Raw genomic sequence first — 13,140 nt, 5'->3', positions numbered from 1 at the left:
GCAGTGGAGCGTTGACCCCTCCATCCGTTACCATGCCCCACTTCTTCGGGGATGCATCCATGGAATTTCTGCTTTACCTGGCGCTCGGCGCCTGCGCAGGCGTGCTGGCCGGGCTGTTCGGGGTTGGCGGCGGGATCATCATCGTCCCCGTGTTGGTTTTCAGTTTCACCTTGCAGGGCTTTGACGCATCGATCCTGACCCACCTGGCCGTCGGTACGTCCCTGGCGACGATTATCTTTACCTCGGTCAACGCCGTTCGCGAACATCATCGCCGTGGCGCGGTGCGTTGGCCGATTTTCGTCTGGATGACCGTCGGCATTCTGATGGGCGCCGGTTTCGGCGCGCTGACCGCCGAAGCGATCTCCGGCCCGAACCTGCAGAAGATCATCGGTGTGTTCGCCCTGGTCATCGCCGCGCAACTGGCGCTGGACGTCAAGCCCAAGGCCAGCCGAACGGTGCCGGGCAAACTCGGTCTGACCTTGGCCGGCAGTGTGATTGGCTGGGCCTCGGCGATTTTCGGGATTGGCGGCGGCTCATTGACCGTGCCGTTCCTGACCTGGCGCAGTGTGCCGATGCAGCAAGCCGTGGCCACATCGTCGGCCTGCGGTCTGCCCATCGCGTTGGCCAGTGCTTTAAGTTTCATGATTCTGGGCTGGCACGATCCGTTGTTGCCGGCCCATAGTCTCGGTTTTATCTATTTGCCGGCGTTGCTGGGGATTGCCCTGACCAGCATGGTGTTTGCCCGTATCGGCGCGCGACTGGCCCACAGGCTGTCGCCGAAGTTGCTGAAAAGACTGTTTGCCGCTTTGCTGTTCTGCGTTGGCCTGAGCTTTCTGCTCTGACACGCGGCGCAATCCTGGCTTAATCCTGAGGTGGCAGCGTCGCCCGGGAATTTTGGTTTCAACTCTAACGAGGAGTCGCAATGCTGCCTTACCCGCAGATCGACCCGGTGGCCCTGGCCATCGGTCCGCTGAAAATCCACTGGTACGGCTTGATGTACCTGATCGGCATTGGCGGCGCCTGGCTGCTGGCGTCTCGCCGGTTGAACCGGTTCGACCCGACCTGGACCAAGGAGAAACTCTCCGACATGGTCTTCTGGATGTCGATGGGCGTCATTGTCGGCGGCCGTCTGGGTTATGTGCTGTTTTACGATCTGCACGCCTATCTGGCCAACCCGACGCTGATTTTCGAAGTGTGGAAGGGCGGCATGTCGTTCCACGGCGGTTTCATCGGCGTGATGCTGGCGGCGCTGTGGTTTGGCAAGAAGAACAACAAGTCGTTCTTCCAGCTGATGGACTTCGTCGCACCGATGGTGCCGATCGGCCTCGGTGCCGGGCGTATCGGCAACTTCATCAACGCCGAGTTGTGGGGCAAGCCGACCGACGTGCCATGGGCGATGATCTTCCCGCCGTTCAGCGATCCGTCGCAGTTGCCGCGCCACCCCTCGCAGCTGTACCAGTTCGCGCTGGAAGGCGTCGCGCTGTTCCTGATCCTGTGGCTGTTCTCGCGCAAACCGCGGCCGACCATGGCGGTATCGGGGATGTTCGCGCTGTTCTACGGCATCTTCCGGTTCATCGTCGAATTCGTCCGAGTACCGGACGCGCAACTGGGCTATCTGGCCTGGAACTGGCTGACCATGGGCCAGGTGCTCTGCGTGCCGATGATCGTCGGTGGTCTGTTCCTGATCTGGCTGGCGTATCACCGCGCCCCGGCGACCCCAGCGGCAGCTGTATAAATTCGAATCCCGGAGGCGACGGCCTCCGGGTTCAAGGACACAGGTAACTCATGAAGCAATATCTCGAACTGGTCGCCCATGTCATCAAGAACGGCACCAAGCAAGCCAACCGCACGGGCGTGAACACCATCAGCTTTCCGGGCGCGATGCTGCGTTACGACCTGAAAGAAGGGTTCCCGGCGATCACCACGCGCAAGATGGCTTTCAAATCCGCCATCGGCGAGATGTGCGGTTTCCTGCGTGGCGTGAACAACGCCGCCGAATTCCGTGCACTGGGCTGCAAGGTCTGGGACCAGAACGCCAACGAAAACGCCCAGTGGCTGGCCAACCCGTTCCGTCAGGGCGAAGACGACCTCGGCGAGATCTACGGCGTGCAATGGCGCAAATGGCCGGCGTACAAGCAGATCCCCGTCAGCAACCAGGCCGCCATCGAGCAGACTCTGAGCCAAGGCTATCGCCAGATTGCTGAAGGTGAAGAAGACGGTCAGGCCTACGTGGTGCTGTACAAGGCGATCGACCAGATCCGCCAGTGCGTCGACACCATCATCAAGGACCCGGGCAGCCGGCGCATCCTGTTCCACGGCTGGAACGTTGCCCAGCTCGATGAAATGGCCCTGCCGCCATGCCACTTGCTGTACCAGTTCCACCCGAATGTCGAGACCAAAGAGATTTCTTTGACGCTCTACATCCGCTCCAACGACCTGGGCCTTGGCACACCGTTCAACCTCACCGAAGGCGCTGCGCTATTGAGCCTGATAGGTCGCCTGACCGGTTACACGCCGCGCTGGTTCACCTATTTCATCGGTGATGCCCACGTCTACGAAAACCACCTGGACATGCTCAACGAACAGCTCAAGCGTGAGCCGTTCCCGATGCCGAAACTGGTGATCAGTGATCGTGTGCCGGCGTTTGCCGAGACGGGCGTGTATCAGCCGGAGTGGCTGGAACTGATCGAACCGGGCGATTTCTCGCTTGAGGGTTATCAGCACCACGCCCCAATGACCGCGCCGATGGCGGTCTAAAACTTAACACCGACCAAATGTGGGAGCGGGCTTGCTCGCGAAGGCGTCGTGTCAGTCAGCGATAATGTCGACTGGGATACCGCTTTCGCGAGCAAGCCCGCTCTCACATTTGATTTTCGGTTGTTTAGTGACCGTGGCTTCTCCCGACATGGGAATGCTCAACCTCCGTCGCCACAACCCCGCCACTCACTTCCAACCGCTGCAAAATCCCGCACTGATCAATATCCGGCCCTTCGCCACACCGTTGGCGCAGGTCGAGCAACTGTGTCTGCAAGGCCAATAACCCATCGATCCGCGCCTTGACGTGATGAATGTGCTCATCGATCAACGCATTCACGCTTTGACACTGGTCCTGCGGGCTGTCGCGCAAGGCCAGCAGGCTGCGGATCTCTTCGAGGGTCATGTCGAGGGTGCGGCAGTTGCGGATGAAGGTCAGGCGTTCGGCGTGGGCCTGGGTGTAGACGCGGTAGTTGCCGTCGCTGCGGGCCGGTTCCGGCAGCAGGTTTTCGCGCTCGTAATAGCGGATGGTTTCCACGGCGCAATCGGTCAGTTTGGCCAGTTCTCCGATCTTCATGACGGCAATCTCCAAATGGGTGCTTGACCCTATAGTGGCTACAGGGTCTTTACTTGGCAACAGGCACCTTCATGGACGCGACCCGATGAGCGATTCCCGACACACCCACACCCACGAGGCTGGGCACGATCACAGCCACAAGCTGCAGCCTATGCAGAAACATGAGCATGGCGGGCACGGCGATTCCTGCTGTTCCGCCAAAGTGGCGGCACCTTCACTGATCAAGTTGAGCGAAACGCCAACCGCCGGTGCGCGGCTGAGCAGTTTCCGCATCGACGCCATGGACTGCCCGACCGAGCAAACGCTGATCCAGAACAAACTCGGCAAACTCGCGGGTGTGCAACAGCTGGAATTCAACCTGATCAACCGCGTGTTGGGCGTGACCCATAACCTGCCGGGTACCGCGCCGATCATCGAGGCGATCAAGTCGCTGGGCATGGTTGCCGAGCCGCTGGAGCAGGGTGTCGAAGCGCCCGTGCCGGCTCCCGAGAAAAAACCGTGGTGGCCATTGGCGCTGTCCGGTGTCGGCGCGCTCGCCGCCGAAGTGATCCACTTCACCAATGCCGCGCCCACTTGGGTGGTGGCGGTCATCGCGCTGGTCTCGATCCTCAGCGGCGGCCTGACCACGTACAAAAAGGGCTGGATCGCCCTGAAGAACCTCAACCTGAACATCAACGCGCTGATGAGCATCGCCGTGACTGGCGCGATCCTGATCGGGCAATGGCCGGAAGCGGCGATGGTGATGTTCCTGTTCACCGTGGCCGAGTTGATCGAGGCCAAATCCCTGGACCGTGCCCGCAACGCCATCAGCGGCTTGATGCAGATGACCCCGGAACAGGCCACGGTGCAGTTGGCCGACGGCAGTTGGGTCGAGCAGGACGTCAAAACCATCGAGCTGGGTGCGCGGGTGCGGGTGAGGCCCGGTGAGCGCATTGGTCTGGACGGTGAAGTGGTCTCGGGCAGTTCGACCATCGATCAGGCGCCGATCACGGGCGAAAGCCTGCCGGTGGAGAAAGCCATCGGCGACAAAGTCTTCGCCGGCACCATCAATCAGGCGGGGTCTCTGGAATATGCCGTGACCGCAGCGGCCAACAACTCGACCTTGGCGCGGATCATCCACGCCGTCGAACAGGCTCAGGGCGCACGCGCGCCGACCCAGCGTTTCGTCGACCAGTTTTCCAAAATCTACACACCGGCGGTCTTCATTCTTGCTCTGGCGGTCGCGGTCATTCCACCGCTGTTCATGGGCGCCGTCTGGTTTGACTGGATCTACCGCGCGCTGGTGTTGCTGGTGGTCGCGTGCCCGTGTGCACTGGTGATTTCTACCCCGGTGACCATCGTCAGCGGCCTCGCAGCGGCAGCGCGCAAGGGCATTCTGGTCAAGGGCGGCGTTTATCTGGAGGGCGGTTACAAACTCGATTACCTGGCGCTGGACAAGACCGGCACGATCACCCACGGCAAACCGGTGCAGACCGACTACCTGTCGCTCGACTCGAGTGCTGACGAATCCGCCCCGGCGATTGCGGCGGCGCTGGCCGGTCGCTCGGATCACCCGGTGTCGCTGGCCATCGCCAACGCGGCTGTGGATAAACAGTTCGCACCGCTGATTGTGGATAACTTCGAAGCGCTGGCCGGTCGCGGCGTTCGCGGCGATATCAACGGTCAGACTTACCACTTGGGCAACCATCGTCTGGTGGAGGAGCTGAACCTCTGCTCGCCCGCGCTGGAAGAGAAGCTGTTCGCGCTGGAAAAACAGGGCAAGTCGGTGGTGCTGCTGCTCGATAAATCTGGCCCGTTGGCGTTGTTCGCCGTGGCGGACACGGTCAAGGAGTCCAGCCGCGAAGCGATCCAGCAACTGCACGACCTGGGCATCAAGACCCTGATGCTCACCGGCGACAACGTCCACACCGCTCAAGCGATTGCCGCGCAAGTCGGCATCGACGAGGCCAAGGGCGACCTGTTGCCGACCGACAAGCTGCAAGCCATCGAAGCCCTTTATGCACAGGGGCATCACGTCGGCATGGTCGGCGACGGCATCAACGACGCGCCGGCACTGGCTCGGGCCGAGATCGGTTTTGCCATGGCCGCGGCCGGTACCGACACTGCGATTGAGACCGCCGATGTCGCCCTGATGGACGACGATCTACGCAAGATTCCAGCGTTTATCCGCTTGTCGCGCCAGACCTCGAGCATCCTGAAACAGAACATCGCCCTCGCGTTGGTCATCAAGGCGATCTTTCTTGGGGTAACCTTCGCCGGGATCGCTACCATGTGGATGGCGGTGTTCGCCGACATGGGCGTGAGCCTGTTGGTGGTGTTCAACGGTTTGCGCCTGTTGCGCAAATAAGCGATGAGGAGCGGGTGTGCTGAGTGCCGAGCTGAAGGCGTTTTACATGGTGGCCCGGTTGGGCAGCATTACCCTGGCGGCGAAAAAGCTAGGCCTGAGCCAACCGACGGTGACGACGCAGATCCGCAATCTGGAAAGCCAGTACTCGGTTGAACTGTTCTACCGGGGCGGTCGCCGCCTCAGCGTCAGCGAAGAAGGCGCGCGGCTGTTGCCGATGGTCAAGGCGCTGTTGCAGCAGGAAGCCGACATCGAGTTTTTCCTGCGCAACAGCGGCCAGGTCCAAGGCACTTTGCGCATCGCGGCCACGGCGCCGTATTACATCCTTGATCTGGTGAAGACTTTTCGCGAGCGCTTGCCGCAAGTGGAAGTGTCGGTGGAAATCGGCAACTCCCAGCAAGTGCTCGAAGCGCTGGAGGATTACCGGGTGGATGTCGCGGCGTCATCGCAATTGCTCGACGATGCGCGGTTGATTCGCCGGGTGCTGGGCAGCGATCCGCTGGTGCTGGCGGTGCATCGCAACCATCCGCTGGCGGTGCATGACCATGTGCCGCTGAGTGCGTTGGCCGGACATACGTTGTTGATGCGTGAATCGGGCTCGACCACTCGGCGTCTGACTGAAGAGTTGCTGGCCAGCGCCGGGGTGAGTTTCGGGCCGCTGCTGGAGATTGGCAGCCGTGAATCGATCCGGGAGGCGGTGTTGCGCAACATCGGCATCAGCATCATTGCCCGGCAGGAAGTGCCGCATGATCCGCAACTGCGGGTGCTGACCATCGAAAATGCGCCGCAGATTCCCGAGTACCTGTATTGCCTCAAGGAACGCAAAGGCGCACGGCTGCCGGCGGCGTTTCTGGGGTTGGCGCAGGAAATGGCCCCGGCCTGAAATCTCTGGTGTCTATGCTGGCCTCTTCGCGAGCAGGCTCGCTCCCACAGGGGAATGCGGTCAACTGTGGGAGCGAGCCTGCTCGCGATGGCGTCAGCCCCAGCAACCAAAATCCCTGAATACCACTATCAGCCATTTTTGCCTCACTGCCACATGACGGACGCATTACATCCCTAGGATGGCCTTCATCTGCTTGATGAGGCCCGTCCATGAACCACTCGATCGCAACTGCCCTGACCAACCCCGGCGCCCCGATGAAGGTGCGCGGCGTACAGAAACGCTTCGGTGCCTTTACCGCGCTGGATAACGTTTCCCTCGACGTGGCGGCCGGTGAACTGGTGTGTCTGCTGGGCCCGTCGGGTTGTGGCAAAACCACCTTGCTGCGCTGCATCGCCGGTCTGGAAAAACAGGACCGCGGCGAGTTGTACCTCGGTGATCGTGACGTTTCCCACCTGGCCCCCCAGGCGCGGGACTACGGCATTCTGTTCCAGTCCTACGCGCTGTTCCCCAATCTCACCGTCGAAGCGAACATTGCCTACGGCCTCGCCGGCAGTGGTCGCGATGAAGTGCGCAAGCGTGTCGGTCAGATGCTGGAACTGGTCGGCCTGATCGGCAGTGAGAAAAAGTACCCCGGCCAATTGTCTGGCGGCCAACAACAACGCGTCGCCCTGGCTCGGGCCCTGGCGCCGGCGCCTTCATTACTGTTGCTGGATGAACCGATGTCGGCACTCGACGCCCGGGTTCGCGAGCATCTGTGCACCGAACTGCGCCAGTTGCAGCGCAACCTCGGCATCACCACCCTGATGGTCACGCACAATCAGGACGAGGCCATGCTGATGGCCGACCGCATCGCCGTGATGAACAACGGTAAGGTCGAGCAGTACGCCACGCCGCAGGAAATCTACGACCGTCCGGCCACGCCGTTTGTGGCGGAGTTCGTCGGCCAGGGTAACTGGCTGCCGTTCCGCCGCAGCAGTGACAGCCACGCCCAGGTCGGCGGGCTGAACATGCGCCTGGCCGATGGCAGCGCGAAAACCGCGTCGGGCCGTTTGTTCTGCCGCCCGGAAGCGATCAACGTCAACCCGCTGGTGCATGAAGAAAACCTGTTCCCGGCCAAGGTTCGCGAGATTACTTTCCTCGGCAACCGCTGCCGAATGAGCTTCGAACTCGATCAATTGCCCGGTCACCCATTGCTCGCCGAACTGGCGCCGGAAGCCATGCCGCGCCTTGGCGCCCAGCAGATCATGGTCGCCTTGCCGCCGCGCAGCCTGCAGGTGTTTGCCTGATGAGCGCGAACATCGCGCTGCCGATACCGCACAAGCAGGTTCGGCAGACCTCCCGTGCCGAAATCGGCGACCGGGTGTTCGTGGTCGGCGGCAAAGTCCTGTTGCTGGTGTTGCTCGGCGTCGCTGTGTTGATGCCGTTGCTGGCGATCTTCTGGCGCGGTTTCAGCTCCGAAGCCGGGCAGGGCGGTGGTCTGGTGGCTGCACGGGAGTTGGTCACCAGCGAGAATTTCCACTGGCTGTTAGGTAACAGCCTCAAGGTTTCCCTCAGCGTCGCGGCGATTGTCGTACCGCTGGCCTATCTGTTTGCCTACGCGCTGCAACGCACATTGATTCCCGGCAAAGGCATCTGGCGCGGCATTTCGCTGCTGCCGTTGATGGCGCCGTCGATGCTGCCCGGTATTGCACTGGTGTATCTGTTCGGCAATCAGGGCATGTTGCGCGGTCTGCTCTCGGACAACATCTACGGCTTCTGGGGCATTGTGCTCGGCGAGGTGATCTACACCTTTCCACACGCCTTGATGATCCTGCTGTCGGCGCTGTCCCTGGCGGATGCACGACTGTTCGATGCCGCCTCCAGTATGGGCGCGAGTCCGGCAAAAGCCTTCCGCAGCATTACCTGGCCGGCGACGCGTCAGGCCGTGTTCGCCGCGTTCTGTCTGGTCTTCACGTTGACCATCACCGACTTCGGCGTGCCTGTGGTGGTCGGTGGCGACTACCAGGTGCTGGCGCTGGAAGCCTATAAAGCGGTGGTCGGCCAGCAGCAATTCGGTCGCGGCGCGTTGATCGGCATGGTCCTGCTGTTGCCGGCGCTGTTCAGCTTCGGCGTCGATGCGTGGTTGCGTCGACGTCACGGCGACTCCATGAGCGGGCGTGCGCAAGTCTTCAAACCTGCGCCCTCGACACTGCGCGACGGCTGCTACCTGGGCATCGTGTTGCTGATCAGCGCGGCGTTGCTGCTGGTGTTCGGCATGGCGATCTTCTCTTCGCTGGTCAAGTTCTGGCCGTACAACCTGTCGCTCTCGCTCAATCACTACCAGTTCAACGACACGGCGGGCGGCGGCTGGCTGGCTTACGGCAACAGCGTGAAGATGGCGTTGTGCACGGCGTTGATCGGCAGCGTGCTGATTTTCACCGGCGCTTACCTGATGGAAAAAACCAAGGGCCAGCGCGGACTGAACCTGACTTTGCGCATGCTCAGTTTCGTACCGATGGCGGTGCCGGGCTTGGTGCTGGGCCTGGGTTACGTCTTCTTCTTCAACCTCACCGGCAACCCGCTTCATGTGCTCTACGGGACCATGACCCTGCTGGTGGTCTGCACCATTGCTCACTATTTGACCACCGCACAAATGACCGCGACCACCGCGCTGCGTCAGCTCGACGCCGAGTTCGAAGCCGCCGCGCTGTCGCTCAAGGCGCCGCTGTATCGGCATTACCTGCGCGTCACCGTGCCGATCTGCCTGCCGGCGCTGCTGGACATCGTGCGCTACCTGTTCGTCTCGGCCATGACCACCGTCTCGGCGGCGATCTTCCTCTACAGCCCCGACACCATCCTCGCGGCGGTGGCGGTGCTGAACATGGACGACGCCGGCAACGTTGGCGGCGCGGCGGCGATGTCGACACTGATTCTGTTCACCTCGGCGGGCGTGTCCCTGCTGCTGGCCTGGGCTTCGCGCGGTTTGCTGCGCCGTTCCCAAGCCTGGCGGCAGACCGCGCCTGGCCACTGATTCACACCCTCAACTCAAAAACAGGAAAAGATCATGTTCAAGCCTTTGGCCCTGGCCGCTGCTGTCCTCACCGCTTTCAGCCTGAACGCTTTCGCGGCGCCAACCGAGTTGACGGTGTACACCGCCCTCGAAGCCGAACAACTGAAGACCTACAAAGAAGCCTTCGAAAAGGCAAACCCGGACGTCGAGATCAAGTGGGTACGTGATTCCACCGGCATCATCACCGCCAAGTTGCTGGCCGAAAAAGCCCGCCCACAAGCCGACGCCGTCTGGGGCCTGGCCGCTTCGAGCCTGGCGATTCTCGACCAGCAAGGCATGCTGCAAAGCTACGCGCCGAAGGACCTGGGCAAGATCGGCGGCAACTACCGCGACGCCGCCAACCCGCCAGCCTGGGTCGGCATGGACGTCTGGGCCGCGACCATTTGCTTCAACACCGTCGAAGCCGAGAAGCAGGGCCTGACCAAGCCGGTGAGCTGGCAAGACCTGACCAAACCTGAGTACAAAGGCAAGATCGTCATGCCTAACCCGGCCTCGTCCGGCACCGGTTTCCTCGACGTCAGCGCCTGGCTGCAAACCTTCGGCGAGAAGCAGGGCTGGCAGTACATGGACGACCTGCACCAGAACATCGGCCAGTACGTTCACTCCGGCTCCAAGCCTTGCAAACTGGCGGCGGCCGGCGAATTCCCGATCGGTATTTCCTTTGAATACCCGGCCGTTCAGCTGAAGCGCCAAGGCGCACCGCTGGACATCATCCTGCCGAAAGAAGGCCTTGGCTGGGAGATCGAAGCGACCGCCGTGATCAAGGGCACACCGCATGAAGACGCGGCGAAGAAACTGGCTGACTTCTCGGCGAGCCCGGCGGCGATGGAGCTCTACAAAGAGAACTTCGCGGTACTGGCTCAGCCTGGCATCGCCAAGCCGCAGACCGAATTGCCGGCCGACTATGAGCAGCGTTTGATCAAGAACGACTTTGCCTGGGCTTCCAAAAATCGCGATGAAATCTTGACCGAATGGCGCAAGCGCTATGACGGCAAGTCCGAGAAAGTGGTTGCCAAGTAAGATCTTCATCGGCTGACAGGGCCCCTTCGCGAGCAAGCCCGCTCCCACATTTGATCTGTGTCGTTCACAAATCCAGTGTGGGAGCGGGCTTGCTCGCGAATGCGGCTTCAAACTCGGGACAATTTTCCATGACACACCACAACGACCTGCTGGTCGTCGGCGCCGGCATCCTCGGCCTGTCCCACGCCTACGCCGCCGCCCGACGCGGTCTGAAAGTCACCGTCTTCGAACGCAGCGAAACGCCTCTGGGCGCCTCGGTGCGCAACTTCGGCCAGGCCCTCGTCACTGGCCAGCCGCCGGGCCCGATGCTCGAACTGGCCAAGGCCAGCCGCGAGATCTGGGGCCAGTGGGCGCAACTCGCCGGCCTGCAACTCAAGCGCAACGGCTCATACCTGTTCGCCCGCAACGAAGCTGAAGAACACCTGCTGGAAGCGTTCTGTGCCGGCCGCGCCGTGGAGCACGGTTACCGCGTCGAACTGCTGCGCGGCGCTGCCTTGCGTGATCTGTACCGCGGCCAGTTCACCCATCACCGCGCCGCGTTGCACGGGATGGACGATCAGCAACTGTATTCCCGCGAAGCCATTCCGGCGCTGATCGACTACCTGCGCCGCGAACTCGGCGTGACCTTTCACTTCTCGACGCTGGTCCGCGACATCGAACCGGGCCGCTTGCACAGCACCGCCGGCACGTTCAGTGCCGAGCAGATCATCGTCTGTTCCGGCCACGATTATCAGACGTTGCTGGCCGAACAGATTGCCGAACTCAAACCGCAAATCTGTCGTCTGCAAATGCTTCGCGCCCGCCCGCAGATCAACCTCAACCTGCAACACGCCTTGCTCACCGGTTTGAGTTGCGTGCACTACGGCGCCTTTGCCGATCTGCCGGAAGCGGCGGCGGTGCAGGCGCAAATTCTGCGCGATGAACCGCACCTGCATGACAACGGCATTCACCTGCTGATCAGCCCGACCCCTTACGGCGAATTGATCATCGGCGACTCCCACCACTACGGCAGCGATCCGTCGCCGTTCAACACCGAGCAAGTGGACGACTGGATGATCGAACTGGCCGAGCAGACGCTGGGCTGCAAGGTGCAAGTGGTCGAACGCTGGCAGGGTGTCTATGGTTCACGGGGGCCGGGGCCGTTTTCGTTCCTGCGTCCGGCACCGGGATTGAGCGTGGCGCTGATGCACACCGGTGTCGGCATGAGTGTCGGGCCAGCGATGGCTGAACGTAATGTGGCGACTGTGTTGGGAGAGCGTTGATGAGTAACCACGAACAGGTGATCTCCGAAGTGTTCGGTCTGTACGAACGCTTTGGCGACAGCGACTACATTGGCGAACCGGTGTCGCAGATCGAGCATATGTCCCAAGCCGCGCAATTGGCGATGGCCGAGGGCTTCGATGATGAAGTGGTGTTGGCTGCGTTTTTTCACGACATCGGGCACATCTGCGCCGAAAGCGCCGAGAACATGGGCGGCTTCGGAGTGGTCAGCCACGAACGACTGGGCGCCGACTACCTGCGCCGCGCCGGTTTCAGCGAGCGCATGGCGCGGCTGGTGGAATACCACGTGCAGGCCAAGCGTTATCTGACGCTCAAAGAGCCGGGGTACTACGAGCGGTTGAGCGAAGCCAGCCGCCGCACGTTGGAATTTCAGGGCGGTGTGATGACAGCGGTCGAGGCTGATGCCTTCGAGCAGGATCCGCTGTGCGAGGTCAGCTTGCGCATGCGTCAGTGGGATGAGTTGGCGAAGGAAATGTCGGTGCCGGTGATCGACTTACAGGTGCTGAAGTCGAAAGCCTCGGCGCTGTTGGCCAGGAACAAGTCTCCTGCAACTCAGACACCTTTTGCGGCAGGTGTTTAGCGAGATTTCCTACATAACGCGGCGCAGTTGCGCCATGGTTCCAACGATTTCGAATCGTTAGTGTTTGAGCTTCTTTTATTGCCAGGGAATGCTCATGCGCTATTTGAAAGTCACCGTCCAGGACCGGGTCGGCAACGGTCGTGCCGACTCGGTACTGCTGCAATTCTATGAAACTGCCTGTACACCCGGCGACGATGTCCTGATCAAAAAAGCCTTCGCACTCGACTTCGATGCCGACGGCAAAGTCGACTACAAAATGGGCGACGTCACCAACGACGGCAAGGAAAACACGGTTGATCAGCGCCTGCTGAAAACCTTCGCCAATGCCTGCCTCAGGCTGCAATGGTTCAATCCAGGCGCTTCGACAAAACGCTATCTGAAAATATTTACCGAGGATTTCGCCGGCGATGGCACCCCGGACACCGTGCGGTTGCACTTTCACGAAGGCACTGGGAAACCCACGGACAAAACGCTGGCGTCTACTGCCGCTGCTTACGACACGGATAACAACGGCACACTCGACTGGTCGGTCCACTTCGATGTGGATAACGATGGTGATACAGATGCTACGGATCGTGAACTGGTGTCGTTGCTGAGCGACACTTACCTCAAGTTCAAATGGAAGTAGGCCCTGGAGCGTTGTGCTGAGTTC

The 13,140-nt window shown here is 61.2% G+C and carries 12 protein-coding genes; 11 read left to right on the top strand and 1 reads right to left on the bottom strand.

Annotation, left to right across the window (positions count from 1 at the left end; translation table 11 throughout):
- Nucleotides 1-59 precede the first annotated feature (59 nt).
- From BK660_RS20135 to BK660_RS20125, 3 genes are all read left to right on the top strand, one after another.
- On the top strand, nucleotides 60-842 hold the full coding sequence (locus tag BK660_RS20135; RefSeq protein WP_123434773.1) for a sulfite exporter TauE/SafE family protein: 783 nt from the start codon (nucleotides 60-62) through the stop codon (nucleotides 840-842).
- An 80-nt stretch (nucleotides 843-922) separates the two neighbouring features.
- On the top strand, nucleotides 923-1,735 hold the full coding sequence (gene lgt, locus BK660_RS20130; protein ID WP_059182002.1) for a prolipoprotein diacylglyceryl transferase: 813 nt from the start codon (nucleotides 923-925) through the stop codon (nucleotides 1,733-1,735).
- A gap of 50 nt (nucleotides 1,736-1,785) precedes the next feature.
- A complete protein-coding gene (locus tag BK660_RS20125; protein WP_123434772.1) occupies nucleotides 1,786-2,757 on the top strand; it encodes a thymidylate synthase in 972 nt (323 codons plus the stop codon).
- A 124-nt stretch (nucleotides 2,758-2,881) separates the two neighbouring features.
- Here the strand turns inward: BK660_RS20125 and cadR are convergent, their stop codons facing one another.
- The gene (gene cadR / locus BK660_RS20115) at nucleotides 2,882-3,331 is read right to left on the bottom strand and encodes a Cd(II)/Pb(II)-responsive transcriptional regulator (RefSeq protein ID WP_123434771.1); all 450 of its coding nucleotides are present in this window, start codon (nucleotides 3,329-3,331) and stop codon (nucleotides 2,882-2,884) included.
- Between the two features lie 85 nt (nucleotides 3,332-3,416).
- Here cadR and BK660_RS20110 point away from each other — a divergent pair, with 85 nt between their 5' ends.
- The 8 genes from BK660_RS20110 (at nucleotide 3,417) to BK660_RS20075 (ending at nucleotide 13,116) form a co-directional block, all read left to right on the top strand.
- A complete protein-coding gene (locus BK660_RS20110; RefSeq protein ID WP_123434770.1) occupies nucleotides 3,417-5,678 on the top strand; it encodes a heavy metal translocating P-type ATPase in 2,262 nt (753 codons plus the stop codon).
- Between the two features lie 16 nt (nucleotides 5,679-5,694).
- Complete coding sequence (locus BK660_RS20105) at nucleotides 5,695-6,558, top strand: LysR family transcriptional regulator (protein ID WP_123434769.1); 864 nt, start codon at nucleotides 5,695-5,697, stop codon at nucleotides 6,556-6,558.
- 209 nt (nucleotides 6,559-6,767) lie between these two features.
- Nucleotides 6,768-7,844: a putative 2-aminoethylphosphonate ABC transporter ATP-binding protein gene (locus tag BK660_RS20100; protein WP_123434768.1), complete on the top strand. Its 1,077-nt coding sequence runs from the start codon at nucleotides 6,768-6,770 to the stop codon at nucleotides 7,842-7,844.
- Entirely contained in the window at nucleotides 7,844-9,568 is a 1,725-nt protein-coding gene (locus tag BK660_RS20095; RefSeq protein ID WP_123434767.1) for a putative 2-aminoethylphosphonate ABC transporter permease subunit, read from the top strand. The genes BK660_RS20100 and BK660_RS20095 overlap by 1 nt, the downstream gene beginning before the upstream one ends.
- A gap of 33 nt (nucleotides 9,569-9,601) precedes the next feature.
- Nucleotides 9,602-10,627, top strand: a complete 1,026-nt coding sequence (locus BK660_RS20090; protein ID WP_123434766.1) for a putative 2-aminoethylphosphonate ABC transporter substrate-binding protein — start codon at nucleotides 9,602-9,604, stop codon at nucleotides 10,625-10,627.
- A gap of 128 nt (nucleotides 10,628-10,755) precedes the next feature.
- Nucleotides 10,756-11,889, top strand: coding sequence for a TIGR03364 family FAD-dependent oxidoreductase (locus tag BK660_RS20085; protein WP_123434765.1), 1,134 nt, complete (start codon nucleotides 10,756-10,758; stop codon nucleotides 11,887-11,889).
- Nucleotides 11,889-12,488, top strand: a complete 600-nt coding sequence (locus BK660_RS20080; RefSeq protein ID WP_123434764.1) for a phosphonate degradation HD-domain oxygenase — start codon at nucleotides 11,889-11,891, stop codon at nucleotides 12,486-12,488. Before BK660_RS20085 ends, BK660_RS20080 begins: the two co-directional genes overlap by 1 nt.
- Before the next feature lie 94 nt (nucleotides 12,489-12,582).
- Nucleotides 12,583-13,116, top strand: coding sequence for a hypothetical protein (locus BK660_RS20075; protein WP_123434763.1), 534 nt, complete (start codon nucleotides 12,583-12,585; stop codon nucleotides 13,114-13,116).
- Nucleotides 13,117-13,140: the final 24 nt, after the last annotated feature.

Origin of the sequence: Pseudomonas brassicacearum, from assembly GCF_003732265.1 — a bacterium.
GTDB classification, from domain to species: Bacteria; Pseudomonadota; Gammaproteobacteria; order Pseudomonadales; family Pseudomonadaceae; genus Aquipseudomonas; species Aquipseudomonas brassicacearum_D.
The sequence above is the reverse complement of the archived record's forward strand: the minus strand, read 5'-3'. Positions and strand labels throughout refer to the sequence as shown.

Bases quoted from the DNA above. Each gene is read 5' to 3' on its own strand.
- lgt (WP_059182002.1), top strand. From the start codon at position 923: ATGCTGCCTTACCCGCAGATCGACCCGGTGGCCCTGGCCATCGGTCCG.
- BK660_RS20090 (WP_123434766.1), top strand. From the start codon at position 9,602: ATGTTCAAGCCTTTGGCCCTGGCCGCTGCTGTCCTCACCGCTTTCAGC.
- BK660_RS20110 (WP_123434770.1), top strand. From the start codon at position 3,417: ATGAGCGATTCCCGACACACCCACACCCACGAGGCTGGGCACGATCAC.
- BK660_RS20085 (WP_123434765.1), top strand. From the start codon at position 10,756: ATGACACACCACAACGACCTGCTGGTCGTCGGCGCCGGCATCCTCGGC.
- BK660_RS20080 (WP_123434764.1), top strand. From the start codon at position 11,889: ATGAGTAACCACGAACAGGTGATCTCCGAAGTGTTCGGTCTGTACGAA.
- BK660_RS20075 (WP_123434763.1), top strand. From the start codon at position 12,583: ATGCGCTATTTGAAAGTCACCGTCCAGGACCGGGTCGGCAACGGTCGT.
- BK660_RS20135 (WP_123434773.1), top strand. From the start codon at position 60: ATGGAATTTCTGCTTTACCTGGCGCTCGGCGCCTGCGCAGGCGTGCTG.
- cadR (WP_123434771.1), bottom strand. From the start codon at position 3,331: ATGAAGATCGGAGAACTGGCCAAACTGACCGATTGCGCCGTGGAAACC.
- BK660_RS20095 (WP_123434767.1), top strand. From the start codon at position 7,844: ATGAGCGCGAACATCGCGCTGCCGATACCGCACAAGCAGGTTCGGCAG.
- BK660_RS20100 (WP_123434768.1), top strand. From the start codon at position 6,768: ATGAACCACTCGATCGCAACTGCCCTGACCAACCCCGGCGCCCCGATG.
- BK660_RS20125 (WP_123434772.1), top strand. From the start codon at position 1,786: ATGAAGCAATATCTCGAACTGGTCGCCCATGTCATCAAGAACGGCACC.